The organism is Frankia sp. ACN1ag (assembly GCF_001414035.1).
Classification (GTDB): domain Bacteria; phylum Actinomycetota; class Actinomycetes; order Frankiales; family Frankiaceae; genus Frankia; species Frankia torreyi.
The window spans coordinates 100638-125147 of record NZ_LJPA01000017.1; the positions used below are offsets into that span (position 1 = coordinate 100638).

A 24510-nucleotide genomic window follows, 5' to 3' on the forward strand; every position below is an offset into this window, starting at 1 on the left:
CTCTCTGCCCGCTTCCGCCGCCGATATCCCGCCCGCCGGCGGCGAAGCACCGCCGCCGTGCCGCGGCACGGCGCGGGCACGACCGCGGCACGCCGACACCGGTGACGGGGCAACCGGACGCCGGCCGGACCGGCGGGGCACGTGGGGATGAGGACAGTGGATGGTCCAGTGGATCCGATGATCGCGGGGCGGCGGGTGCCGTGGCGGGCCGGGGCGGCGGCGCGCGCGGCGCGTCCTGGCCGGAGCGGGACATGACGGGCGGGGGCCGCTCGACCGCCGCGATCGTGGTGCGGATCCTCGGCCGTGCCGTCATGGCCGCGGTCACCGCCAGAGTGGTCGTGAAGATCTTCGACGCCATCGGTGGGATCTTCGACGACACCGCCGGGCGGATCGCCGTCATCGCCCTCGCCGTGGCTGCCGGGATCACCGTGCTCGCCGGCGGCGACTACGCCCGCCATCCGCAGCCCGGCGACCGCGGGCCCGCGGCGGGCGGCGAGCGGGACAGGCCGCCCGACGCGGTGTGAAGGGACCCTGGCCGGGCCGCCGGGACGTGTGGGCTGCGACGATGAGGGCCGGAACTCCGGCGTCGTCGACGCGGGGCGCCCGGCGGGGCGGGCCGCGGCCGGCGGGGGAGGGTGAGGGAGGCGGGCGATGAGGGCACGGGGCTCTGCCGCAGGACGGCCGCGGGGGAGAGGTCATCGGCCGATGGGCGGAACGGGCGGTGCCAGCCGCACGGCCGTGATGGTCTGCCAGGGACGGGCTGTCGCCCACGGGCGGCTCGCCCCGGGCCGGTTCGACGATCCGACGGCGAGGGCGTTCCTGCTTCCCGCCGAGCGGGGCATCGTCGACGAGGTGCGATCCGAGGACGCGCCGGCGGGCTGGGGGCCGCGGCTGACCTTCGAGATGGTGCGCGCCTGCGCCGAGGTGATGGCGCCGCGCACCGTCGCGATCGACGAGGCCGTCCGCCAGGCGTTACCCGCCACCGGCGAAGCCCCCGCGGGCCCAGGCGTCGGCGTCGGCCCTGACCCTGACGCCGGCCCCGGCCCCGGCCCCGGCCCCGACGTCGAGGTCGAGGTCGGGGCCGGCGTGCCCGTTGCCGCGGCGCAGGTCGTCATCCTGGGGGCGGGGCTGGACGGGCGGGCGTGGCGGATGGCGGAACTCGCCGCCACGCCGGTGTTCGAGGTCGACCATCCGGCGTCGCAGCGCGACAAGCGGGACCGCGCCGGCGAGCTGGCGCCGGCGGGCGCGTCGCCGCATTTCGTGCCCGTGGACTTCAGCCGGGACGACCTCGCCGCGGCGCTGGCCGCCGCCGGCCACCGCCGGTCGGTCCCGACGATCTGGATCTGGGAGGGCGTCGTGCCCTACCTCACCCGCGGCGAGGTCACCCGGACGCTGCGGATCGTCGGCGACCGCTCCGCCGCGGGCAGCCGCCTGATCGTGCACTACCACACCCCGGCACCCTCGGCGCCGCTCGGCCGGGGGGCGGCGCGCCTGCTCAGCGCCCTGTCCCGGCAGGCGAATCCGATGACCCGCGAGCCGAACCGCTCGGTGTGGACGCCGGCCGCCCTGCGCCGCGCCGTCGGCGTCCACGGCTTCGCGGTCACCCGGGACGACTCCCTGCTCACCCTCGCGCAGGATCTCGGCACCCCGGTCCAGCACCGCCGCTCGCTGCGCAACGGCCGCATCCTCGTGGCCGACCGCGTCTCGGCACCCGCGTGAGGGCCGCAGGCCGCCCCGACCGATAATCAACAGTGTTGACGGCGTCCCGCTACCTGCGACGTGTCGATCAACGGGGGAGCACCGGGGCGAGGGCGGCCAGCGCCTCGTGGTGGGCGACCAGGAACTCGTCGAAGGTGCGGGGCGCGCGGCCGGTGAGGTCGCGCACCGCCGTGGTCGTCGGCGCCGCGGTGCCGCTGGCCAGCCCCTGCGTCAGGACGGCGACGTCCTCGGTGAACCGGGGCGGCAGCCCCTGGGCCCTCAGCGCGGCGGCCAGTTCCTCGACCGTCAGGTTCACGTAGCGCACGGTTCGCCCCAGCGCGGCGGAGAGTTTCTCGGCGATCTGCGCGTGGGTCAGGGCCTGCGGCCCGGACAGCAGGAAGGTCTCGCCGTCGCCGGGCCGGTCGGTCAGCAGCGCGGCGGCGCAGGCGGCGATGTCCGCGCAGTCGATGTAGGAGACCGCGGCGTCGCCGTACGCGCCGACCAGGTTTCCGTCGGCGGTGAAGGACCCCTGTCCGGTGATGAAGTTCTGCATGAAGCCGTTCGGCTGCAGGATCGACCAGCCCAGCCCCGACGCCTTCAGGTACTGCTCGATCTGCCAGTGGGCGCCCCCGGCGAGCCGTTCGCCCTCCTGGGCGTGCCAGACCGACACCTTCACCACCCGCTCGACGCCGGCGGCGACCGCCGCGTCGATGATCGTCTTCTGCTGGCGGACCATCGGCTGCTCCCCGTCGGCCGGCTGCGCCCCCGCGCCGTTGAGGAACAGGCGGTCGACCCCGGCCAGGGCGGCGACGATCGACGCGGGGTCGTCGAAGTCGCCGACGACGAACTCGCAGCCCAGCGCGCGGCCCTTCGCCTCGTCGCGGACCAGCGCCCGCACTGCTGCCCCGGCGCGCTGCAGCCGGCGCACGAGGGGTCGTCCGATGGAGCCGGTGGCACCGGTTACCAGGATCATCCGTGTCTCCCGAAGGTCTCGTCCGCTAATCTGAGGATGCCTCAGGAACAGTATTCCGAGGCAACCTCAGGTTTGTCGAGGACGGATGTTCGTCCGAGGATGGATGCCCATGGAGGGTGAATGACCGAGTCCGGGCGGCGGCCGCGCGCCGACGCGCGGCGCAACCGCGAGCGGCTGCTGGCCGAGGCCGACGCAGTGTTTCGCGCCCAGGGCACGAACGCCTCGCTGGAGGGCATCGCCCGCCGCGCCGGGGTCGCGATCGGCACGCTCTACGCACACTTTCCCAACCGCCGCGCGCTGCTCGGCGCGCTGCTGCACCAGCGCAACGACGCCCTGTTCGCACGCGGGGCGGATCTGCTCGACGAGCCCGGCGCCGCCGCGGCGCTCACCGCCTGGGTGCACGCCGTCATCGCGCACGCCGCTGCCTACCAGGGGCTCGCCGCCGTGCTTGCCGAGGGCGTCGACGACGAGGCCTCCGAGCTGCACCAGGCGTGCGTCGAGATGACCGACATCGGTGACCGGCTCATCGCGCGGGCGCGCGAGGCCGGCGCGCTGCGGCGCGAGGCGACGGGCGCCGACATCTTCGCCCTCATGAACGCCGCCGCCTGGGTCGCCGAGCAGATGTCCGCCGACCAGGCCGGCCGGCTCGTCGAGCTCGCCATGGCGGGACTGCTCGTCCCGTCGAGCTGACGGTGCCCGGTACCGGCCGGGGGAGTGGTCAGCAGGACATCCGAGGGGCTCTGGCGTCAATCCGCTGTCGAGCGCGATTGGTCTGCAGTCGGATCGTCACGGCGTGTCTGTGAGCGCGTGTCCGTGGTCGGCGGTCTCCCCGCGCGTGCCCGCCGACGGCAGTAGCACTCGACGAGGAACGACACCAGGAACAGCCCCGCGCCGAAGAGGCCATAGGGGAAGAGGCCCCAGAAGACTGCCGCCCACACGATGAACAGGCCGCTGACCACTGTGCCGGCGCGACGCTGGAAGGTCTGCGCTGCGGTGTCACCGAACCGTCGGCGGACGGCCGCGGACCCCACGGTTGCCACCACGAGGTTGACCGTCGAGAACCCGACGATCCACTTGTAGCCACCCGGGGGCACGGTGTCCATGCCTCAGGATAGGGCGACAAGCCCGCAATCACGGGTAATCGTCGTTGCCGCTCGCGAACGGCAGCACGAGCACGGCGCCTCAGCAGAGGAGTCCCCGCATCATGATGTGGCAGTGGATCGGCCTGGCCCTGTTCTCCCTCACGGTGCTGCCCGCGGGACTGGTCCTGGCCGCCAACCGGGTGCCCCGCCGCCTGCGTACATGGTTGGCGCCGATACGCACGCGCGGCTGGGTCCTGCTGTTGTTCTACTGCGCGGCGCCCCTCAACACGATTCCGCGCCTGGCCGGCGTCACTTCCGCCGAGACTCGCACCTGCACCGCGGCTGGCTGCATCCTGTGTCTCGCCGGCTTCCTCCTGCTGGGCATCGCCACCCGTCGGCACCGGAACCGCGCCGCCGACAGACCGCAGTCGGCCGCCCGACCCGCTGGCGCGGTGTGCGATTCTGCGGTCGAATTGAACAAGATAATCAACGATGTTGACGACATCGGTTGATCAAATTCGATCATGAAGCAATCACCAGAACCAAGCACCTGGCCACCACTGGAGAGTGGGCGCGAACACGCTAACCGAACTGCTGGGAGGATGTTCGTCCGAACGGTCCCTGGTGCAGGGGCGCGAAGCGGTCGCGGGATCGCGCAGGAAGGCGGTGGGAATGGGCGACGGGGGGCTGGAGGTCGACGCCGTGTCCAAGCGCTACGGCGACGTCGTGGCGCTGGACGCGATGTCGTTCGAGGTACGGGCCGGCGAGCTGTTCGGGTTCGTCGGCAGCAACGGCGCCGGCAAGACGACGGCGATGCGGATCATCCTCGGGGTGGTCACCGCCGACGCCGGCCAGGTCCGCTACGACGGTGCGCCGCTGACCCTGCGCACCCGTCGGCGGATCGGCTACATGCCCGAGGAGCGCGGGCTGTACCCGAAGATGAAGGTCGCCGAGCAGTTGCACTACCTCGCCCAGCTCCACGGCCTGGGGCCGGCGGCGGCGCGCCGGGCGGTGGCACGGTGGACCGAGCGGCTCGGCGTCGCCGCGCGGCGCGACGACGAGGTGCAGAAGCTCAGCCTCGGCAACCAGCAGCGGGTCCAGCTCGCCGCGGCGCTCGTGCACGATCCGGTCGCGCTGGTGCTCGACGAGCCGTTCTCCGGCTTGGACCCGGTCGCGGTCGACGTGATGAGCGAGGTGCTGCGGGAGCGGCGCGCCGCCGGGGTGCCGGTGGTGTTCTCCAGCCATCAGCTCGACCTCGTCGAGCGGCTGTGTGATCGAGTCGGGATCGTGCGGGCGGGCCGGCTGGTCGCCTGCGGGCCGGTCGACGAGCTGCGGGCCGGCGGTGGCGGGCGGCTCGTCGTGGACGCCCCGGACGCGCCGGCGGACTGGGCGGACGGTCTGGTCGGGGTGCGGGTGCGCGGGCGGGACGGGTCGCGCACGGTGCTCGAGCTCGAGCCGGGGGCCGACGACCAGGCGGTGCTGCGCGCGGCGCTGGCGAGCGGTCCGGTGCGCGAGTTCCATCCCCGCCGGCCGTCGCTGGCGGAGCTGTTCCGCGATGTGGTCGGCGCCGGCGATGGCGGCGGTCATGGCGGCGGTGGAGCCGGCGATGGATGAGGCGGACGGCGAGCTGGGGTCGTGGCGGGTGCTGCGCCTGGTCGCCGGCCGGGAGGTCGGCACGCGGGTGCGGTCGCGGGCGTTCCAGATCACCACGGCGCTGTTCGTCGTCGCGATCGCCGCGAGCGTCCTGGTGACCAGCGCCGTCGGCGGCGGTCCGTCCGTGCGGCGGGTCGCGGTGACGGCGGCGGACGGCACGCAGGCGGCGGCGATCGGGGCGGCGGCGCGTTCGCTCGGCGTCGACGTCGAGGTGCGCACCTATGCCGACGCCACGGCCGGGCGGCAGGCGGTGCTCGACGGGGACGTCGACGCCCTCGTGCTGGCGGCGCCGCCGGCGGGCGGGGCCGCGGGGACGGGCGGCGGCTACCGGGTGGTGGTGGACTCCGAGCTGGGGGATTCGCTGACGTCCGTGCTGACCGTCGCGGCCCGTCAGGCGGCGTTGGAGGGACAGATCTCCGCCCTCGGCGGTGATCCGGCGACGGTGGGCCAGGCGGTCGCGACGGCGGGGGTCGCCGTCACCGCGCTGCGCCCGCAGCCCGAGCGGGACTCCGCGCGGCTGGTGCTCGGGCTGCTCGCCGGTGGTCTGATCTACATCTCGCTGCTGATCTTCGGCCCGGTGGTGGCGCAGAGTGTGATCGAGGAGAAGACGAGCCGGGTGGTGGAGCTGCTGCTGGCCGTCATCCGCCCGTGGCAGCTCATGGCGGGCAAGGTGCTGGGGATCGGCGTGGTGGCCCTCGGCCAGCTCGCGCTGATCGGCGCGGTCGGGGTCGGGCTGGGGCTGGCCACCGGGGGACTCGACATCCCGGCGGGGGTCGCCGTGGGGTCGGTGGCGCTGGCGCTGCTGTGGTACCTGGTCGGGTTCGCGATGTACGCGCTGATGTTCGCCGCTGCCGGGGCGCTGGTGTCACGCCAGGAGGACGCCGGCGGGGTGACCGCCCCGATGATCGCCATGATCCTCATTCCGTACGTGCTGGGCATCTCGGTGCTGCCGTCGTCCCCGGACAGCGGCCTGATCCTGGCCCTGGCGATTGTCCCGCTGTTCGCGCCGATCCTGATGCCGATGGTGATCGGGATCGGCAGTGTGGCGGTCTGGCAGGTGCTGGTCGCGCTGGCGTTGACCCTGGCGTGGATCGCGGTGCTGGTCTGGCTGGCCGGGCGGGTGTACGGCAACGCGGTGAAGCGTTCGGGGACGCGGGTGGCGCTGCGCGACGCCCTGCGCGCCGCCTGAGCCCCCGCCCGAGCCCGCCGTCTGCGCGCCGCGGTCGGTAGCATCCGGAACGATCGACCGGGCGCCGGCCATGCCGGCGGCGCCAGGCCGGCGACGACCGACGCCGGCCGGCCAGGGAAAAGAGAACAGGGAGCGGTTCGTGCGAGACATCGCCGTCTTCAGCGGCAGTGCCCACCCCATCCTCGCCGAGGAGATCTGCGCGCACCTCGACGTGCCGCTGCACCGGGTGCGGGTCCAGCGGTTCGCGAACGACTGCCTGGAGGTGCAGCTGCCGGCGAACTGCCGGGAGCGCGACGTCTTCCTCATCCAGCCGCTGGTCGCCCCGGTGCAGGAGAACCTCGTCGAGCTGTTGCTGATGCTGGACGCGGCGCGCGGGGCGTCGGCGGCGCGCACGACGGTGGTCCTGCCGCACTACGCCTATGCCCGCTCCGACAAGAAGGACGCGCCGCGGATCTCGATCGGCGGGCGGCTCGTCGCGGACCTGCTCGTGGCCGCCGGGGCGAGCCGGGTGCTGGCGATGACGTTGCACTCGCCGCAGGTGCACGGCTTCTTCAGCGTCCCGGTGGACCATCTGCACGCGCTGCGGGAGCTCGCCAAGCACTTCCGCCGCCACGACCTGTCGAACACGACGGTGGTGTCGCCGGACCTCGGTAACGCCAAGGAGGCGGCGGCGTTCGCGCGGATGCTCGGGGTGCGGGTCGCGGCCGGGGCCAAGCAGCGTTTCGCCGACGACCGGGTGAGCATCTCGACGGTCATCGGGGATGTGGCCGGCCGTGACGTCATCGTCCTCGACGACGAGATCGCCAAGGGCAGCACGGTGCTGGAACTGCTCGAGCGGCTGCGGGAGCTCGACGTGCGCTCGGTGCGGGTGGCGTGCACGCACGGGCTGTTCTCCGCCGGGGCGCTCAAGCGGATCTCCGACCAGCCGGACGTCGTGGAGATCGTGTGCACGAACACGGTGCCGATCCCGCTGGACGACCGGGTGCCGAAGCTGGAGGTGCTCACGGTCGCGCCGCCGCTGGCCGAGGCGATCCGTCGCATCCACAACGGCGAGTCGGTCAGCGCCCTGTTCGACGCCTGACCCCGACGCCGGGCAGCCTCCCGCCGCCCTCGTCGTGCCACTTCCTTGCCTTTCCAGAGGGAACAAACCGGACGCGGAACCCTCCCGGAAGGGCGAGGAAGAAGGAAGGCGGAGTCAGACATCGCGAGTGTCTCGACTCAGGGTGCCCCCAACGCCGGCTGTAGCGTGCTGGTCGGGGTCGGTGCGCTCGTCGGGCTGCCGTTCGGCCGGCCCGGCGCCGGCGTCCTGCTGCGTTTGCCGGTGGAGATGATCAGGTCGGGCTGGATCTGCTCGACGGACTCGCCGAGCGCCCTGCGGCGGAGCACGGTGGTCGTCTGCGAGAGGCCCCCGCTGATCAAGGACTCGCCCGATCCTCGATCACTCCTCGGCGGTCAACCCTTGCAGTGGACCGGAAGCCAGGACTCTGGTGACGAAGTTCGCCAACTGTGCCCGCATACTTTCCCGCGGAATGCGCTCTTCGCCGGCCAGGTGCTCGACGAGGTCGGCTCGTATGGGGGCGAGCAGGGCGTGGGCGGTGAAGCCGCTGTCGGTCAGGCCGGGGATCTGCTCCAGACTGCGGCCCTCGTGGTTCATGCAGAACTTCACCGGCACGCACGCGCACGCTCGCAGCATCCGCGACGAGGGCATCATTCGGCCCGTCGTCCACCGCCGTCTGTCCTACAGACAGATGCGCGATCGCCTCACGGCGGAGGTCCCGGTGGAGTTCGCCGCAATGCTGGCCGACCTGGACCGTGCCATCGCCGGAGGGGCGGAGGACCGCGTCACCGACACCGTTCACCGTCTCACCGGTCGGCCCCCGCGCGCCTTCCGGGCCCTCCTTGAGAGGGAGATGCGGAGTTCGAGGTGAGTCAGCGCGGCCGTAGGGCTCGCGTAGGTCCACACCAGCAGGGGAGACGGCTCTGCGCCCGGCGTCGGTGAGGCACTTGGCCCACCGACGCCTCGACTCACCGTCACGCACCGCCGCCGGGCGACGCGGCAGCCGCACTGATGGTGTTGTGTAATGCTGTAATCAGCGTCGCCGATTATCCGAGCGGGAGGACCTGAGACTTGACAACGACCGAGGGTGACGCGGCTGCGGTGCCGTCGCTGCTGGAATGGGCCGGCGGACCGACCGCTCTCCGGCGGCTCATCGACGCCTTCTACGACCGGGTGGAGGCCGACGACCTGCTCAGTCCGTTCTTCCCGGGTGGCGTGAGCGAGAGCCACCGCGCCCATGTGAGCCGCTGGTGGATCGAGGTGTTCGGCGGTCCGGCGGACTACACCGACCAGCTCGGCGGGTACGAGGCCATGCTGGCCCACCACCGGGAGCTGGGGATCACCTCTGAGCAGCGGTTCCGGTTCGCGTCCACGATGAGCCGGGCCGCCGACGACGCCCACCTGCCGGACGACCCGGAGTTCAGGGCGGCGCTGGTCGGCTACCTCGAGTGGGGCACCCGGCTGGCTCAGCACAACTCCCAGCCGGGGGCAGTCGTGCTCGAGCACGCCCCGGTGCCGCACTGGGGCTGGGGCGTCGCGCCTCCGTACCAGCCCTGACTTGGACTCTCCGTTCGTTCCGCTGTTCCTCACGGGCCGAGGCGGACGGCCGGCGGGGGCGGGGGACCTGTGGCCCGCGGCACGGCGGGGAACAGGTCAGGATTGGCTGATGTCAGCGTCCGCTGTACCGTTGGGACATGGTTAAGCTCGCCTCACCCGCGGAGGTCCTCGCCCGGTTCGGTCACGCGCTGTCGGACCCGACGCGGGCGCGGCTGCTGCTGGTGCTGCGCTCCGGCGGGGCCTACCCGTCGGAGCTGGCCGAGATCCTCGGCGTGGGCCGCNCGAACCTGTCCAACCATCTCGCCTGCCTGCGCGCCTGCGGGCTGGTCGTCGCCACCCCCGAGGGTCGCCGCCAGCGCTACGAGCTCGCCGACGACAAGCTCCGCCACGCGCTGGGGGATCTGCTCGACGTCGTCCTCGCCGTCGACGTCGACACCGAGCACGTGCACCCCGACGCCGGTGGCGTCGCGACGTCGCGGGAGCCGGTCGGGGCCGGGGTGGGCGCACGCGCGGCCGCACCCCTGACCGACGGGCACGGATCATGAGCGTACCCGGCGGCCACGGCCACCACCGTGACGACCACGATGACCGTCCCGACCGCCATGACCGTCATGACCGTCATGACCGTCATGACCGTCATGACCGTCAAGAACACCGTGACGGCCATGACCAGCACGACGAGCACGAGCACGAGCACGATCATCGCGGCGGGCACGATCACCGTGACGGCGACGGCCACCATCCTCATGATGGCGATGGCCGTCAGGGCGATGGCGCCGGTCCTGCGCGCGACGCCGGCCCTACCTCCGGTGCAGGGCACGGTCACGCGCACGGCCATGGACACGGCCATGGGGTGCCGGCGGGGCGGGGGGGCGCGCGCCAGCGGCGCCGGCTGTGGCTGGCGGCCGGGCTGAACCTCGCGATCGTCGTCGGGCAGGCGGTGGCCGGCTTCGCCGCGGGGTCCGTCGGCCTGCTCGCCGATGCCGGACACAACCTGACCGACACGGCTGGGGTGCTGCTCGCGCTGGTGGCGTTGACGTTGTCGCAGCGTCCGCCGTCGGCGCGGCGCACGTTCGGCGGGGTGCGCTGGCCGGTGCTCGCCGCGCAGGCGAACGCCGCGGCGGTGCTGGTGGTGACGGCACTGCTGGCCGTCGAGTCGCTGCGCCGCCTCGGCGCGCACGGGACGGTCGACGGCCCGGTGGTCGTCGGCGTCGCGCTCGCCGCGGCGGTCGTCAACGCGGTGAGCGCCCTGGTCGTCCACGAGCGCGACGCCGATCTGAACACCCGCGCGGCCGTGCTGCATCTGGCCGGGGACGCGGCGGTGTCGGTGGCGGTCGCCGCGGCGGGTCTGGTGATCTGGCTGGTCGGCGGCTGGTACTGGCTGGACCCGCTGGTCTCGCTGCTGATCGCCGTGCTGATCGCCGGGCAGGGGGTGAAGCTGCTGGTCAGCGCGTCGCGGGTGCTGCTGGAGGCGACGCCGGAGAGCTTGGACGTCGCCGCGGTGCGCGCGGACATCCTGCGCGACACCCATGTCCTCGACGTGCACGACCTGCATGTGTGGAGCCTGTCCGACCGGGTGTTCGCCGCGTCGGTGCACCTGGAGCTCGGCCATCTCGACGGCGTGCAGGACGGCCATCCGAGCCTCGCGCAGGCGCGGGCGGTGTCCGACGGGATCAAGGCGATGCTCGCCGAGCGGTACGCCATCACCCACGTGACGATCGAGTCCGAGTGCGAGCCGTGCACCCCCCCGCACGACGACCCGTGCGGCATCGCCCGCGACCGGGCGGCGGCCGGCGAGCCGAGGACGTCCAGGGCCGGCCGCGGCCGATCGACTGCCGTCAGCAGCCACGCCCCCGACGGCGCCAACGCATGACTGATGCGGCGGGCCGGGTCGAGCCGTCCGGGGTGTGGGCCACAGCCGTGGGCGTGGCCCGGGTGAGGGCGATGGAGACGGCATGCGAGCAGCCGCTGTTCCGGGACCCGCTGGCGCTGGCCTTCGCCACGGCCGGCGGAAGAGGCCCCGAGACGCCGCCGCCCCCGCGCGCGGACGAGGCGGCGCGGCGCCGCTGGCTCGGTGTGGCCTTCTCGATCGTCATCCGGACGAAGTTCCTGGACGACCTGCTGGACCGGGCGGTCGCGTCCGGCGTCCGGCAGGTCGTGCTGCTCGGAGCCGGGATGGACAGCAGGGCCTTCCGGATGGACTGGCCTGCGGGGACCCGGCTGTTCGAGGTCGACACGGCTGAACCGCTGAGCTTCAAGGCCTCGGTGCTGCGTCAGGAGCGGGCCGTTGCGCGCTGCGCGCGGATCACCGTCCCGGTCGACCTGCGCGAGGACTGGCCCGGCGCACTGGCCGCGGCCGGGCACGATCCGGCGCAGCCGACGGTGTGGATCGCCGAGGGACTGCTGATCTATTTGCCCGAGGACGCGGTGCAGTCGCTGCTCGAACGGGTCGGCGCGCTGTCCGCCGCAGGCAGCAGGATGGGCCTGACACTGGGCCCGCGCGGTGTGGTCGAACGCTTCCGGGGGGACGCCGCTTCGGGGTCGGCAGCGTCGATGTGGGTCTCGGAGATGCCGCAGGACCCGGTCGGCTGGCTGGACGGCCTCGGCTGGGAGGCGGAGACCTTCACCCTGCGTGAGCGCGCCGAGGCCTACGGCCGTCCGGTGCTCACCCCGTCGCAGCAGGACGAGGGCACTGGTGGACTGGTCTCGGCGGTGCGCGCGGCGCACTGAACACGTCTCTATGGGAACAATCAGGCGGCGGCCCGGAGCTCGCTCACCAGGGCAGGGTGCCGTCGGCGTCGACGTAGCCGCCGGTGGGGCCGTCGGGGTCGACCATCGCCATGCGGACGGTGATCTCGGCGTCCTGTTCGACGGTCTGCGTGCCGGTGTTGGCGTTGAGGTCGGTCCGGGTGAAGCCGGGTTCCACGGCGTTGATCTGCATGGTCGGGAACGCCTTCGCATACTGCACGGTGATCATGTTGAGGGCGGCCTTCGAGGCGGGGTAGGCGACGCCCGGGTAGGCGTATCGGGCGGTGCCCGGGGTGGTGGCCGCGGTCAGCGAGGCCAGGCCACTGCTGACGTTGACCACGACCGGGGCGGCGGACCGGGCCAGCAGGGGCAGAAAGGCGTGGAGGACGCGCACCGCGCCGACGACGTTCGTCTCGAACGCCGCGTGCATCACCTCAGCGGTGACGTCCGCGGCTCCCGGGTCACCGCTCGGCGCGATGCCGGCGTTGTTGATCAGTACGTCGAGTCCTCCGTCGGCGGCGACGGCGCTTGCCGCGGCCTGCACGGAGGCATCGTCGGTGACGCGGTGCACAGTGGCGTCATGGCGCGCCCGGAGTCCCAGCACCGGGAGGCCGCACACTGGCAGCTCGGGCGCAGCGAGTTCGGGCGCACGGTGCGGCGCTGGCGCGACCGGGTCTCCCCGCAGGCGGCCGGGCTGCCCGTCGGCGTGCGCCCGGGCTGCGCCGCGAGGAACTCGCCCTGCTGGCCGGGATCTCGGTCGACTACGTCACCCGGCTGGAGCAGGGCCGGGCAACCAACCCGTCGGAGCAGGTCGTCGAGGCGTTGGGGCGGGCGTTGCGCGTGTCGGCGGCCGAGCGTGAGCATCTGTTCCGGATCGCCGGGCTCGTGCCGCCGGGGCGGGGCACGGTGCCCGCCCACATCACCCCGGGGGTGCAGCGGCTGCTGGACCGGCTGACCGGGACCCCGGTGGCGGTCAGCGACGCGGCGTGGACGCTGCTGCTGGCCAACCCGCTGTACACGGCGTTGATGGGGCAGCGCCGCGGCAGCGAGCGCAACGCGGTCTGGCGCACCTTCCTCGGCGCGCCCGGCCGCGTGCGCCACACCGCGCAGTCCCAGGACGATCTCGAGGTCTCGCAGGTCTGCGCGTTGCGGGCGGCGGCGCGCCGGTATCCGGCGGACCAGCGGCTGCGTCGCCTGATCGCCGAGCTGCGCGGGCGCAGTGACCGGTTCGCGCGGCTGTGGGACTCCGCCGCGGTGAGCCGGCCGGAGGCGGGGCGCAAGACCGTCGATCATCCGCAGGTGGGCGCCGTGACGCTGGACTGCGACGTGCTCAGCGTCGCGGGCAGCGACCTGCGCATCCTGGTCTACACGGCCGAACCGGGCTCGCCCGACGCCGAACGTCTCGCGCTGCTCGCCGTCCTCGGCACCCAGACGCTGGCGCAGCCGGGCGGAGATCAGCGTCTGCGTGCGGCTGGGTAGCGTACGGCCATGCTCGACTGGAGTCACAACGCCTACTACCAGCGGCTGCTGCTGCGTCAGATGCCGCAGCCGGCCCGGCGGGTCCTCGACGTCGGCTGTGGCGCCGGAGCGTTCGCGGCCCGGCTCGCCCGGCGCAGTGAGCAGGTCGACGCCGTCGACCGCTCCGCCGAGATGATCGAGCAGGCGAGGCGAGCCACCCCGCGCAATGTGCACTGCGTTCTCGGTGATGTGCTGACCGACCCGCTGCCGGGCAAGGACTACGACGCGATCTTCTCGATCAGCGCGCTGCACCACATGCCGTTGCCGGAGGCGCTCGGGGTGCTCGCGGCCGCCCTGCGTCCCGGCGGGGTCCTGGCCGTCGTCGCCCTGCCCCGGACGGATCTGCGTCACGAACTGCCCGTCGAGATCGTCGCGGCGTTCGGACATCGCCTGCTGGGCGCGGTGTTCCTCGCGACCAGGCTGCTGGGACGCGGAAGCGGGTTCGCGAAGGACCCGGCGCACGCAAGCATGCCCGTGGTCATGAACCCGCCGCTGACCACCCGGGAGGTTGCCCGCCAAGCCGCCGCCGTGCTGCCCGGCGTGCGGGTGCGACGGCTGCTGTTCTGGCGTTACCTGCTGGTCTGGCACAAGCCGATCACTCCGGCCGGCTGACAGGCCGGGCTCGGCCGCCCGGTGTCGGTGCCTGGAAGCCGCCGATCTTCTGCTCGAGCAGTTCGGCCAGCCGCAGCGGGGTGCGGTCCTCGAACATCGGGCCGATGAGCTGCACTCCCACCGGCAGGCCCGCGGGGGACCGGCCCGCGGGTATCGCGGTGGCCGGCAGGCCCGGCATGGTGGCCAGGCCGGCCAGGACGAGCTGGTCGAAGTACGGGTACTCGACGCCGTCGATGTCGATCCGGCGTTCCAGCGGATGGGGGTTGTGGTCGTGACCGAACGCGGGAGTCGGCGTGATCGGACACACCACGGCGTCGAACTCGGCGAACAGCTGCCGCCAGCCGTGGCGGTGCAGCTCGCGACGGTTGTTCGCCTCCATCCAGTCGCGGTGGCTGAACACCATGGCGCGCAGCCGCGCCGCGTCGAGACTCTGGTCGTGCGCGCTCAGCCCGGCGGCGCGGGTCCGCAGCTGCTCGTACGCCTCGACGGGAAAACGCGCGACGGAGCCCGAGAACAGCAACTGCGTGTAGAGCGTCGCGGCTTCGGTCAGATCGGGCAGCAGCGCAGTGTGCCGTTCGACGCGGGCTCCTGCGCCGACAAGCGCGTCGGCCACCCGGTGCACGCCCGCCCGCACAGCGGACCCGGTCGCAAGGAGCGGGTGCTCGTCGAGGACCAGGACCCGGAAGTCGGCGAGGCGCTCGTGGCGCGCGGGCGGCAGCGCCACGTTGTGCGCCACGCCGAGCGTCAGCGGGTCCGGTCCGGCCATGACGTCGAGCAGGAGGGTGAGGTCGCGGGCAGTGCGCGCCATCGGACCGACGACGGCGAGGTCGAGGTCGGTCGGCAATGCCGGCGCGGCAGGCGCGACCATGCCGCGGGTCGCCGCCAGCCCGAGTGTCGGCTTGTGCGCGTAGACGCCGCAGAAATGCGCGGGGGTGCGCAGCGAACCGGCGAGGTCGGAGCCGATGGACAGCGCGCCGAACCCGGACGCCAGGGCCGCCGCCGATCCACCGGAGGAGCCGCCCGGCGTGCGATCGTGATCCCACGGGTTGTTGGTGGTGCCGTAGATCTCGTTGAAGCTCTGGATATCCTGCAGCCCCAACGGCACGTTGGTCTTGCCGAGCACCACCGCGCCTGCGGCCTTGAGCCGCGACACCTGTACCGCGTCCTCGGCCGGCAGGTAGTTCGCGTGCTGCGGCATGCCCCAGGTCGTGGGCAGCCCGGCGATGTTGTAGGACTCCTTGACCGTCACCGGAATGCCGAGCAGCGGCCGGTCCTCGCCGCGGGCGCGCGCCTGGTCGGCGCCGCGCGCGGCCTCCCGCGCGCGGTCGAAGTCCGGCACGCAGATCGCGTTGATCACCTTGTCGTCCCGCTCGATACGGGCGATCGCCTCGTCGGTCAGCTCCGCCGAGGTCACGTCACCGGCACGCAACGCGGCCGCGAGCTCTTCGGCTGACCGAAAACTCCACTCCATGATTCCGACGCTACCGCCCCCTGGAATAGGTCATAAAATATGGAAACGAGCGGCCGACTTCCTGTTCGTATAGGTCAGCTACTCGGTGGAACAACAGGCTCCGGCCTGCTGATCAGCCGGTTCACCGGCGGAGCCGGGGCGCGAGGACCGTGCGCACGACCTTGGCCACGTTGCTCGCGGCGGATCCGTCCTCTTCGCCGGGTTCCGGTTCCAGCACACGCTGGATCTGCAGCAGCAGGTGGTTGGTCGAGCGCCAGAGCGGGACGAACATGCCGGCCACCGGTCCGACGCCCTGGATCGGGCCATGGGACAGCTCGGTGACCTTCTTGGCGATCGTGACCGTTGTCGGGTCCCGCAGGATCAGGTGCACCTCGTCGTCGACCAGCCGGATTTCCATCTTGCGCGCGGCGGCCTCCTCCGGGTTCGCGTCCGTGGTCGTCTCCGGATCCAGTTCGTCGATCTTGGCGGCGACCGCGTCCGGGTCGACCCCGAGTTCGCGCAGCACCGTGGCCGCCATGCTGTTCTCCGCCCGCAGCATCGCCTCAAGCAGGTGATGGCTGCCGACCGGTGCGCCACCGGCCAGCGCCCTGGCGGCGGACACGGTGTCCTCGGTGGCAGAGGTGCCGGTCGGCCATCGGCTGGCCGCGACGTCCTGCGATCCCTCCGACGACGCCAGCACCGCGGCACGGATCCTGCTGATCGGATTGATCCGCTCGGCAAGCACCGTCGCGCCGACGCCCTCACCTTCCCTGACCAGGGCAAGCAGGATGTGTTCCGTACCGATGTGGTTGTGGTGCAGCTGCTGCGCCTCGCGCAGGGCGAGGTCCAGCGTCTTCTTCGCGCGCGGCGCGAAGGGGATATGGCCGCTCAGCTCCTGCGTGCCGGGCTTGACCACCGCGGCAATATCGACCCGCGCCGTCTCCTTGTCGTACCCGAACTGGTGCAGAACTTTCGCCGCCATGCTGTCCGGCGCGTCGAGCAGCCCCAACAGGATGTGCTCCGTGCCGATGTAGTTGTGCTTGAGCAGCCTTGCCTCCTCCTGAGCCGTGACGACCACCTTGCGGGCTTCCACCGTGAACCTTTCAAAGGACATGGCTCCATGCTCTCAACCGTGTCAATACACTGTTACTGATATGGTCACCCTGCTGAAGGGAGGGTGTGATGGAGACACCGTCGGACTGGGAGGATCGGCTCGCGCGCTGGCAGAATGAGCTGGAGCTGTTCGAGCAGCTGGACGAGAAACCCTGGGTCACGTTGGCCAAGGCGGAAGCCGAGACCGGCGTTTCCCGCTCGGCCCTGCGGTCCTGGTACCGCAATGGCGAGATCCAGTCCCGGCTGGTGGACGGCCCGAACGGGCCGCAGCGCCTGGTCCAGTTGGACGCGGTGATCGAGCGCGCCGCCGCGTCACCGCGCATTCAGCGCAGGGCGGAACGGGAAGTCAGCCTGGAAGCCCAGGTCACCCTGCTACGGCACCGGGTTGACCAGCTTGAGTTGCGGCTCGCCGCACTGGAACGGAAGTGACCGGCGCGAGCAGCACCATGCCAGCGGGTTGCCGGCACAGTGCTCCCGCACCCGAGCCTGGATGGCGCGCACGGGAGAATCACGTCATGACCCTCCTGGGCGCCTTCCCCCTCCAGCCCGCCCCGATTCATGTGTCCGACGAGGTCCTCGATGACCTGCGCGTCCGTCTCACCCTGACCCGTCCGCCGCTGGACGAGGGGAACGGGGACTGGTCCTACGGCGTCCCGGACAGCTATCTGCGTGAGCTTGTCGCCTACTGGCGGGACGGCTACGACTGGCGCAAGGCCGAGGCCGCCATCAACGCCTACGAGCACTACCAGGTGAGCGTCGCCGGTGTCCCGGTGCACTTCCTGCGCAAACCCGGCCGCGGCCCCCGCCCGATTCCGTTGATCCTCACCCACGGCTGGCCGTGGACGTTCTGGCACTGGTCGAAGGTGATCGACCCGCTCGCCGACCCGGCCGCGTTCGGCGCTGACCCCGCCGACGCGTTCGACGTCCTCGTGCCGTCCCTGCCCGGCTTCGGTTTCCCCGGCCCGCTCACCGGCTTTCCGGACGTCAACTTCTGGAAGGTCGCCGACCTCTGGCACACCCTGATGACCGAGACCCTGGGCTACGACAAGTACGCCGCCGGGGGCTGCGACATCGGCGGGATCGTCGCCAGCCAGCTCGGCCACAAGTACGCCGACGAGCTGTACGGCATCCACATCGGCTCCGGGCTGCCGCTGGACTTCTTCACCGGCCCCCGCGCCTGGGACCTCGCCCGCAACCGGCCCCTCACCGACGACCAGCCCGCCGACGTCCGCGCCCGGATCATCGAGCTGGACCACCGCTCGGCGTCCCACCTCGCCGTGCACACGCTCGACGGCGCCACCCTGGCCCACGGGCTCGCCGACTCACCCGCCGGACTGCTCGCCTGGCTGCTGGAACGCTGGAACGCCTGGAGCGACAACGGCGGCGACGTCGAGTCCGTCTTCACCAGGGACGACCTGCTCACCCACGCCACGATCTACTGGGTGAACAACTCCATCGCCACGTCGATGCGGTACTACGCCAACGCCAACCGCTACCCCTGGGCCCCCGCCCACGACCGCACCCCGGTCGTGCAGGCCCCGGTCGGCCTCACCTTCGTCACCTACGAGAACCCGCCCGGCATCCACACCGCGGACGAGCGCGTCCAGGCGTTCACGACCGGCCCGCAGGCCGCCTGGTTCAACCACGTCAACGTCAACGCCCACGACCACGGCGGCCACTTCATCCCCTGGGAAAACCCCGACGCCTGGGTCAGCGACCTGCGCCGCACCTTCCACGGCCGCAGGCCCTGAACGACCCTGCGGGCTCGTCTGATGCGACAACGGATGAACGTGCCTGGTCGTCAGCCTTCTGGGGTGATCGGCTTCTGCCAGATCGGCAGGTAACGCCAGAACAGCAGCCGTCGCACAGCCGCATGATCCGCTACCGCCGGTTCCGTTGACCGCCCGCATCGAGAACGCGGCGTGCCAGGAACCACCGCAGCGGCGGGATGCGCAGGGGGCGTACCCAGAACAGTTCCATCGTGCCGGGCGCGGCTACCACCCCGCCCCAGCGCCGGCTTCCCACGAACCAGACCGTCGCACCATCGCAGGCTTCGAGCGCGCCCCATCGCCAGACGACCGACACCACGGACATGACGGCTTCATACGGCCCGCGCGGCTCGACGGCGGCCGGCCCGAGCTGTTCGGAGTCACTCGGCGGCTCCGGTGGCCACAGGACCAGCGTCGGCTGGCCGTTGCCGCCACCCACCGATCCGAACCTGCACGGCCGCACCGTCCACGGGTTGCGCGCCAGGAGGAACCGCATCCGCGCCACGTGGACGAGCGCGACCAGTCCGCCGGCAACCGCCAGCGCGCCGAACGCGAACGGCGCGATCGCCAGGCCCCCATCACCGATCAGGCCCACCGGNAACGCCACCACCATCAGAAGCACGCCGATGCCGACCGTCCCCCAGGCCCGGCGATGCCGCGTCCGCAACGCGCGGGCGGTCTCCGGGCCCGATAAAGCACCACCATCACCAGGACGAGGTGTGCGCGACACACCCGAAGCCTAGAGGCGCTCCGGCGGCACCGGTGCGAGGGCGGCGGCAAGATCGTGGATGTCCTGGTGGCCGCGGCCCTGGATCCACACCTGGGTGCCGGCCCGTTCGAACCGCAGATGGCCCTGCTCGGGGTCGGCGGCCGGCGACCACCAGCGTGCGGGGGTGCCGTCCGCCAACACGATCGTCTCCCACGCGGCCGGGTCCGCCATTCTTGCTCCCCGGGACTGGATGAACCACAGGCGACGGTCGAGTGGGCGTCCCCCGGCGGGGTGCGCCATCACCGCGATCCCGTCCTCGTCGTCAGGATCGACGCTGCCGAAGTAGGCCTCGTCGCGCGGACACAGCAGGGTGAAGTCCACCTCGCCGGCCAACGTCGCCAGCGGCCGCGACCGGCCGACGGGCGACTCGGACGCGTCAACCGTGCCGACCGTATCCAGGTCGAAGCGGGCTGTGTCGAGTGGCCCGTCGACCTGCGGGTGGCGCAGGGTGGCCCGCTCGACCTCCCGCTCGCCGGACCAGGCGGTCAGCTCCAGGAGCAGTCCGGTGGCGTCGTCGACGACCAGGTCGTAGGCGTCGCCCTCGGGAAGGCCGTGGATCTGACGCAGCGCACCCGGCTCGCGCAGCACCCCACGCAGCCAGGTCGCCCGCCGCCCCTGCCGGTCCTGCACGGCACGGACGGACAGCGACAGGGCGGACAGGACCTGCCAGGGCCGCACCAGCACAATCTCGGAGATCCACAGGGCGACCAGCCGATTACCGGGCTCGGCGGGCCGTGAACCCTGCACCCGACCGTCGCGACGCCGACGCCACTGGTCGCCGTGCACCAGGGTCACGGCGTCGTCGTCGTGCCAGTCGATCCGCAGCAGGTCCGGGGTGGCCAGCAGGGAACCGCTGCGCTGGTCCACCGCGCCGGCCGCCCTGGTCGGCCCGGGGGCACCGGGCGGGTGGATCACGGGGGGCTGTCCGAGTGCCGTCTGGGTCGCCGTCTGCGCCGCGCAGCGTGCCTCGCCGTCGGCCCGCCAGTGCAGCTCGGCCCGCAGGGAGGTCCACCGCTCGCCGCACGTGACCATCGCTTCCAGTGCGTCCCCAAGCAACGTCATGACCGACACCGTGACACAGGATGCGCAACCGGGTGATGCGGATCGGTGACCACGATGAAGGCGATCCGGCACGTACCTGCCCGGTCTCCACCGAGGCCTACGCGTGAGGCCGGTGCTCACGGTCGTCCTTTGTGGGAAAGCCACAAGGACAGGGCGCCGACCTCGGCGCCGTCAGAGCTGGGCCGGGCGCGGCGCGGCTGCGAAGGTGAACCCCGGACAACGGTAGCGGGACGGTGACATGGCCGTCCCGCGCCACCACGACAGCGAAGGGGAGACAGGGTGGTGCACGAGAAGATCGTGGTCACGGGGATCGGCGCGATGACCCCGCTCGGAGGTGACCTCGACACCACGTGGAGCGGGCTGCTCGCGGGCCGCTCCGGCGTCACCGTCCTCGAGGACGCCTGGGCGGCGGACCTGCCCGTGCGCCTCGCCGCCCCGCTGCCCGTCGACCCGGCGGCCTCCCTGCCCCGTAAGGAAAGCCGCCGGCTCGACCGCTGCGAGCAGATGGCGATCGTCACCGCCCGCGAGGCGTGGGCGCAGGCCGGCCGCCCCGAGGTCGACCCGCAGCGCCTCGCCGTCGTCATCGGCACCGGCTACGGTGGGGTGGCCTCCACCCTCGGCCAGCACCGCATCGTCGAGGCGGGCAACGCCCGCAAGATGTCCCCGCACGCGGTGATCATGCTGATGGCCAACGGGCCGGCCGCCTGGGTCAGCATCGACCTCGGCGCCCGTGCCGGCGCCCGCACCCCGGTCAGCGCCTGCGCCTCAGGCGCCGAGGCGATCGCCATCGGCCTGGAGATGATCCAGCACGACCTCGCCGACGTCGTCGTCGCCGGCGGCGTCGAGGCCGCCATCGACAACCTCCCGCTCGCCGCGTTCGCGCAGATGAGGGCCCTGTCGACCCGCCACGACGATCCCGCGGCCGCCTCCCGCCCCTTCGACGCCGACCGCGACGGCTTCGTCCTCGGCGAGGGCGCCGGCATCGTCGTGCTGGAACGGCAGTCCTTCGCCGCCGCCCGCGGCGCCCGGGTGCACGCCGTCGCCGCCGGCGCCGCGGTCAACTCCGACGCCCTCGACATCGTCACCGCCGACCCGGCCGGGCAGTCCCGCGCCATCAGCACCGCCCTGGCCCGGGCGGGCCTGGCGCCGACCGACATCGGCCTCGTGCACGCCCACGCCACCTCCACCCCGGTCGGCGACCCGCTGGAGGCCGAGGCGATCGCCCAGACCATCGGCACCCACCCGGCGGTCACCGCGACGAAGTCGATGACCGGCCACACCCTCGGCGCCGCCGGCGCCATCGGCGCGATCGCGACGATCTGCGCCCTGCGCGACGGCGCGATCCCTCCCGTGCGCAACCTCGACCGCCTCGACCCGGCGATCAAACTCGACGTGGTCACCGGCACCGCCCGCCACGACACCGTCCACGCCGCCGTCGCCAACGCGTTCGGCTTCGGCGGTCACAACGCCACCCTCGTGTTCACCGCCGCCTGACGAGCGACCACGCCTGACGGCCCACCACCGGGGCCGGCTGTGCCACCACGCCGGCCCCGCCCCCCGCCGTCCGTCTCACCGGGCACGGTGCGACGGACCGTTGCGGCGTGCCGTGCGCCTTCCCTGACCCCGATCCCGCGCACCGCACGCCGCGACCCGCCGCACCGCAGGCCTGATCCTGTCGGAGGGTCAGGAGTTCAGAACGCGGCTTCGCCGTTCTCCGGACCTGTGATGTCTTCGGCCGGTTCCGTATATGTGCGTCTTCCTGGCTCGCGTGCCAGCGACTTCCGGTGTCATCCCCGGGTCGTTTTCCTGGAATGCCCGCCCGGGCCGCATGCAAACCATCTCATCCGGTCATGCGCAGTATTTTTTTGCGCTGATCACCGCGGCGCGTCGCTTCAGTGGTTCGCGCGGACTTGATATTTTCCGCGTCGGAAGGATGCCTTGCCCTTGCGGCCTGTCGAGATCTCTTGTTTCTTGCATCATCTTTCGGAAGTTGAAGGACGTATGAGACCCTATATGCGGCGACGCCTCACGATATCGGCATCGGTGCTGATAGCCAGTTTTACCTTTGCCATGCCAGCACTGGCCGAAACGGAGCCGACCCAGCAACTCACGGTCAACACCTACAACCTGTATCTTGGCGCCGATCTCACCCCGATTGCCACCGCCCCGGACCAGCAGGAGCTAGTCCGTCGGACCAGGACCGCCTACAAGCACGTGCTGTGGGCCGACTTTCCGGCGCGGGCGCAGGCCATCGCGAAGCTGCTCGCCCGGCAGCAGCCCGACGTGCTCGGCCTGCAGGAGGTCGCACTGTGGAAAGAGGGCCCGATCGGTGGTCCACTGCATACTACTGTCGATTACCTGCCGATCCTGCTGAAGGCGCTCAAGAAACACGGCCTGGACTATGCGGTCGCCGCGGAGAACACCAACTTCTCCGGCCAGTTGCCGATCAGCGCCACCAGACAGGTGAGCTTCACCGACCACGATGCGATTCTGGTGCGAACCGGCATCCCCGGCAGGTGGCGAGCCAGCCATTCCGAGTCGCACGAGTACGCGGCTCGACTGACTGTCCCGACCGCGGCTGGGCCGTTCACGCTCCCGGACGGCTGGTCGGCAGTCGACGTGACCGCTCGGGGCCGGACGGTACGAGTCGTCAACACCCATCTGGAACCCGTCGACGCGCAGGTTCGTAACGACCAGGCGAAAGAGCTTCATGCCGCACTCGCCACCGCGGAACACCCGGTGGTCCTGCTCGGCGATCTGAATTCGCGACCGAGTGACTCCACCGGCCCGCATGGCCAGTTCACCCAGGGCGGATATACGGACGCGTGGGCGGCGATCCACGGCCCGAACAACGGCTTCACCGCCACACAGATCGAGCTCGATGCCGTACCCGCAGACCTTGATCGGCGCATCGACTACGTGTTGTACCAACCTACGCGTCCCGCGCACCCCGGCCTCGAACAGGTCCAGGCGGTGCGGGCGACCGTGATTGGCGACAAGCTACGCGACCGGNCCCGTTCCGGGCTGTGGCCCTCTGATCATGCGGGTGTCGTAGCCGTGCTCGCCGTTTCCCCGCGGCGGCATTGACCCTGCACGGCATTGACCCTGCAATGTGTCGGTGGCGCACCGTAGCTCGCGGGAGGTGGTCTGGTTTCCCGTGCCCATGGCCGATCAGCCTGCCACCAGAGCTACGGGACGTCACCACTCCGCCGCGCGGCAGACAGGTCGTGGAGGCGGGTAGGCGTATCAGGTTCTGAGCGGGATCGGAACGGATCGTCTGGTCGGGGATCGTCTGGTCGGGGATCGCGTGGTTGCAGAGGATCCCCGACCAGGTCGTGGCCGGGTGGGACGAGGGTCAGCCGCCGCCGCGGCGGCATGCTTGGAGAAGGGCGTGGTTGAGGAGGGTCGTCTCGTCGCCGCCGCGTACTCCGGCGAGGCAGACCAGGACTCGAGGCGCGGCATGTCCGCGACGCGGCCAGCACCGCGACCTTCGCATCAGGCAGGGCCGCCGCTGAAAGATCCGGGTTAGGCCTCTGTCCGATCCCACACCGCGGACACCGGCGGCAGCGGAGGACCGTCGCTCCGCCAGGCCGCGAGGAAGGTGGCCACGAGCCGTGGCCACGCCGCTGTGGCCGTTTCGGCGTCAGCCGCGATGAGGCCGTTGACCGCACGGAAGAGCATGAGCAGGTCGCTGCAGTGCATGTCCGGTCGCACAACCTTGGCGTCCAGTGCGTTCTGAACGATGGCCTGCAAGTCTCGGTAGGTCCGATCGAGGTCTTCTCGAAGCGCGGCGGTGCCCAGCCCGGGCGAGGAGAGGACCTCGGCGAAGGCGCGATCGGCGATCTGGCGTTCCACCACGAAGTGGGTGTACGACGTCAGGGCCCCCCACGGGTCGTCCTGGGATCGGGCCAGTTCTGCTTCGGTCCGGGCGACGTACTCGGCCATCTGTTGCCCGAGGACGTCCGACGCGAGCTCGTCTCTGCTGCTGAAGCGCCGGTAGATGGTCGCGCTTCCGACTCCGGCCTCCGCGGCCACGTCGTCCAGTGACACCGACAGGCCGTTCTTGGCCAGCAGCCGCGCCGCGGCAGCCAGGATGGCGGACCGGTTGCGTTCCGCGTCGGCCCGCAACGGCTTGCTCGGGCTGCTGCCGCCGGTAGTCACGCGCCCATCCTAACCTAAGTGGACGATCTTCCCCACTTCGTGGTAGCTTCCTATGTGGGGGAAGTTCCCCACATAGGCAGGGAGCGATATGAGAACTGT

Annotated in this window: 25 protein-coding genes and 6 pseudogenes; 21 read left to right on the plus strand and 10 right to left on the minus strand. The window is 71.9% G+C overall.

The window, feature by feature from the left end; translation table 11 throughout:
* The first annotated feature begins 251 nt into the window (after window positions 1–251).
* Together UK82_RS17030 and UK82_RS17035 are read left to right on the plus strand one after the other, a co-directional pair.
* Window positions 252–524, plus strand: coding sequence for a hypothetical protein (locus UK82_RS17030; RefSeq protein WP_236706036.1), 273 nt, complete (start codon window positions 252–254; stop codon window positions 522–524).
* A 181-nt stretch (window positions 525–705) separates the two neighbouring features.
* Window positions 706–1719: a class I SAM-dependent methyltransferase gene (locus UK82_RS17035; RefSeq protein ID WP_055408095.1), complete on the plus strand. Its 1014-nt coding sequence runs from the start codon at window positions 706–708 to the stop codon at window positions 1717–1719.
* Between the two features lie 67 nt (window positions 1720–1786).
* Here UK82_RS17035 and UK82_RS17040 read toward each other — a convergent pair whose 3' ends face one another.
* Window positions 1787–2671, minus strand: coding sequence for an SDR family oxidoreductase (locus UK82_RS17040; RefSeq protein ID WP_044883220.1), 885 nt, complete (start codon window positions 2669–2671; stop codon window positions 1787–1789).
* A gap of 120 nt (window positions 2672–2791) precedes the next feature.
* On the opposite strand from UK82_RS17040, the gene UK82_RS17045 reads away from it, so the two are divergent.
* A complete protein-coding gene (locus UK82_RS17045; protein WP_044883219.1) occupies window positions 2792–3361 on the plus strand; it encodes a TetR/AcrR family transcriptional regulator in 570 nt (189 codons plus the stop codon).
* A 56-nt stretch (window positions 3362–3417) separates the two neighbouring features.
* Here the strand turns inward: UK82_RS17045 and UK82_RS17050 are convergent, their stop codons facing one another.
* Window positions 3418–3774 carry a hypothetical protein gene (locus tag UK82_RS17050; protein ID WP_044883218.1) on the minus strand — a complete coding sequence of 119 codons (357 nt, stop codon included), beginning with the start codon at window positions 3772–3774 and terminating at the stop codon, window positions 3418–3420.
* A gap of 101 nt (window positions 3775–3875) precedes the next feature.
* On the opposite strand from UK82_RS17050, the gene UK82_RS17055 reads away from it, so the two are divergent.
* The 4 genes from UK82_RS17055 (at window position 3876) to UK82_RS17070 (ending at window position 7676) form a co-directional block, all read left to right on the plus strand.
* Window positions 3876–4265: a hypothetical protein gene (locus UK82_RS17055; RefSeq protein ID WP_201784202.1), complete on the plus strand. Its 390-nt coding sequence runs from the start codon at window positions 3876–3878 to the stop codon at window positions 4263–4265.
* A gap of 160 nt (window positions 4266–4425) precedes the next feature.
* On the plus strand, window positions 4426–5367 hold the full coding sequence (locus UK82_RS17060; RefSeq protein WP_044883319.1) for an ABC transporter ATP-binding protein: 942 nt from the start codon (window positions 4426–4428) through the stop codon (window positions 5365–5367).
* Window positions 5360–6595, plus strand: coding sequence for an ABC transporter permease (locus UK82_RS17065; protein WP_055408153.1), 1236 nt, complete (start codon window positions 5360–5362; stop codon window positions 6593–6595). Before UK82_RS17060 ends, UK82_RS17065 begins: the two co-directional genes overlap by 8 nt.
* 139 nt (window positions 6596–6734) lie before the next feature.
* Window positions 6735–7676, plus strand: coding sequence for a ribose-phosphate pyrophosphokinase (locus tag UK82_RS17070; protein WP_044883217.1), 942 nt, complete (start codon window positions 6735–6737; stop codon window positions 7674–7676).
* Window positions 7677–7813: 137 nt separating this feature from the next.
* Here the strand turns inward: UK82_RS17070 and UK82_RS34090 are convergent, their stop codons facing one another.
* Window positions 7814–8014 (minus strand): hypothetical protein, encoded by a 201-nt coding sequence (locus UK82_RS34090; protein ID WP_055408097.1) that lies wholly within the window; start codon window positions 8012–8014, stop codon window positions 7814–7816.
* 19 nt (window positions 8015–8033) lie between these two features.
* Window positions 8034–8228, minus strand: a pseudogene (locus UK82_RS17080) (TetR/AcrR family transcriptional regulator); the annotation flags it as partial.
* Here UK82_RS17080 and UK82_RS17085 point away from each other — a divergent pair.
* From UK82_RS17085 to UK82_RS17110, 7 genes and pseudogenes are all read left to right on the plus strand, one after another.
* Window positions 8137–8523 (plus strand): annotated as a pseudogene (locus UK82_RS17085) (hypothetical protein); the annotation flags it as partial. The pseudogenes UK82_RS17080 and UK82_RS17085 sit on opposite strands and share 92 nt — an antisense overlap.
* 200 nt (window positions 8524–8723) lie before the next feature.
* Complete coding sequence (locus UK82_RS17090) at window positions 8724–9209, plus strand: group II truncated hemoglobin (protein ID WP_201784203.1); 486 nt, start codon at window positions 8724–8726, stop codon at window positions 9207–9209.
* A 137-nt stretch (window positions 9210–9346) separates the two neighbouring features.
* Window positions 9347–9490 (plus strand): ArsR/SmtB family transcription factor (locus UK82_RS38320; protein WP_396230578.1); only part of this gene is annotated, 144 nt, incomplete at its 3' end.
* 1 nt (window position 9491) lies between these two features.
* Window positions 9492–9754: pseudogene (locus tag UK82_RS38325) on the plus strand (ArsR/SmtB family transcription factor); the annotation flags it as partial.
* A 39-nt stretch (window positions 9755–9793) separates the two neighbouring features.
* Window positions 9794–10123: a hypothetical protein gene (locus tag UK82_RS17100; RefSeq protein ID WP_152989922.1), complete on the plus strand. Its 330-nt coding sequence runs from the start codon at window positions 9794–9796 to the stop codon at window positions 10121–10123.
* Complete coding sequence (locus tag UK82_RS17105; protein ID WP_044883213.1) at window positions 10063–11082, plus strand: cation diffusion facilitator family transporter; 1020 nt, start codon at window positions 10063–10065, stop codon at window positions 11080–11082. The genes UK82_RS17100 and UK82_RS17105 overlap by 61 nt, the downstream gene beginning before the upstream one ends.
* Window positions 11079–11939, plus strand: coding sequence for a class I SAM-dependent methyltransferase (locus UK82_RS17110; protein WP_044883212.1), 861 nt, complete (start codon window positions 11079–11081; stop codon window positions 11937–11939). Before UK82_RS17105 ends, UK82_RS17110 begins: the two co-directional genes overlap by 4 nt.
* Window positions 11940–11982: 43 nt before the next feature.
* Here UK82_RS17110 and UK82_RS17115 read toward each other — a convergent pair.
* A pseudogene (locus tag UK82_RS17115) lies at window positions 11983–12519 on the minus strand (SDR family NAD(P)-dependent oxidoreductase); the annotation flags it as partial.
* A gap of 18 nt (window positions 12520–12537) precedes the next feature.
* On the opposite strand from UK82_RS17115, the pseudogene UK82_RS17120 reads away from it, so the two are divergent.
* Together UK82_RS17120 and UK82_RS17125 are read left to right on the plus strand one after the other, a co-directional pair.
* Window positions 12538–13436, plus strand: a pseudogene (locus tag UK82_RS17120) (helix-turn-helix transcriptional regulator).
* 9 nt (window positions 13437–13445) lie between these two features.
* Window positions 13446–14087, plus strand: coding sequence for a bifunctional 2-polyprenyl-6-hydroxyphenol methylase/3-demethylubiquinol 3-O-methyltransferase UbiG (locus tag UK82_RS17125; protein ID WP_055408104.1), 642 nt, complete (start codon window positions 13446–13448; stop codon window positions 14085–14087).
* Here the strand turns inward: UK82_RS17125 and UK82_RS17130 are convergent.
* Together UK82_RS17130 and UK82_RS17135 are read right to left on the minus strand one after the other, a co-directional pair.
* Window positions 14071–15558 (minus strand): amidase, encoded by a 1488-nt coding sequence (locus tag UK82_RS17130; RefSeq protein WP_055408106.1) that lies wholly within the window; start codon window positions 15556–15558, stop codon window positions 14071–14073. The genes UK82_RS17125 and UK82_RS17130 overlap by 17 nt on opposite strands.
* A gap of 121 nt (window positions 15559–15679) precedes the next feature.
* Entirely contained in the window at window positions 15680–16651 is a 972-nt protein-coding gene (locus UK82_RS17135) for a Clp protease N-terminal domain-containing protein (protein WP_044883208.1), read from the minus strand.
* A 68-nt stretch (window positions 16652–16719) separates the two neighbouring features.
* On the opposite strand from UK82_RS17135, the gene UK82_RS17140 reads away from it, so the two are divergent.
* Both UK82_RS17140 and UK82_RS17145 read left to right on the plus strand, forming a co-directional pair.
* Complete coding sequence (locus UK82_RS17140; protein WP_044883207.1) at window positions 16720–17079, plus strand: hypothetical protein; 360 nt, start codon at window positions 16720–16722, stop codon at window positions 17077–17079.
* 86 nt (window positions 17080–17165) lie between these two features.
* Window positions 17166–18401, plus strand: a complete 1236-nt coding sequence (locus UK82_RS17145) for an epoxide hydrolase family protein (protein ID WP_044883206.1) — start codon at window positions 17166–17168, stop codon at window positions 18399–18401.
* A gap of 130 nt (window positions 18402–18531) precedes the next feature.
* On the opposite strand, the gene UK82_RS17150 is transcribed toward UK82_RS17145, so the two are convergent.
* Together UK82_RS17150 and UK82_RS17155 are read right to left on the minus strand one after the other, a co-directional pair.
* On the minus strand, window positions 18532–19017 hold a 486-nt coding region (locus tag UK82_RS17150; protein WP_236706038.1), incomplete at its 5' end, for a hypothetical protein.
* Between the two features lie 141 nt (window positions 19018–19158).
* Window positions 19159–20250, minus strand: a complete 1092-nt coding sequence (locus UK82_RS17155) for a hypothetical protein (protein WP_128423247.1) — start codon at window positions 20248–20250, stop codon at window positions 19159–19161.
* A gap of 282 nt (window positions 20251–20532) precedes the next feature.
* Between UK82_RS17155 and UK82_RS17160 the strand changes: the two genes are divergently transcribed.
* From UK82_RS17160 to UK82_RS42820, 3 genes and pseudogenes are all read left to right on the plus strand, one after another.
* Window positions 20533–21744: a beta-ketoacyl-[acyl-carrier-protein] synthase family protein gene (locus tag UK82_RS17160; RefSeq protein ID WP_082121620.1), complete on the plus strand. Its 1212-nt coding sequence runs from the start codon at window positions 20533–20535 to the stop codon at window positions 21742–21744.
* A 519-nt stretch (window positions 21745–22263) separates the two neighbouring features.
* Window positions 22264–23262, plus strand: a 999-nt coding sequence (locus tag UK82_RS17165) for an endonuclease/exonuclease/phosphatase family protein (RefSeq protein WP_236706039.1), incomplete at its 3' end; no start/stop codon positions are given.
* Between the two features lies 1 nt (window position 23263).
* Window positions 23264–23337: pseudogene (locus tag UK82_RS42820) on the plus strand (hypothetical protein); the annotation flags it as partial.
* 438 nt (window positions 23338–23775) lie between these two features.
* Here UK82_RS42820 and UK82_RS17170 read toward each other — a convergent pair.
* On the minus strand, window positions 23776–24411 hold the full coding sequence (locus UK82_RS17170; protein WP_044883203.1) for a TetR/AcrR family transcriptional regulator: 636 nt from the start codon (window positions 24409–24411) through the stop codon (window positions 23776–23778).
* Between the last annotated feature and the right edge of the window lie 99 nt (window positions 24412–24510).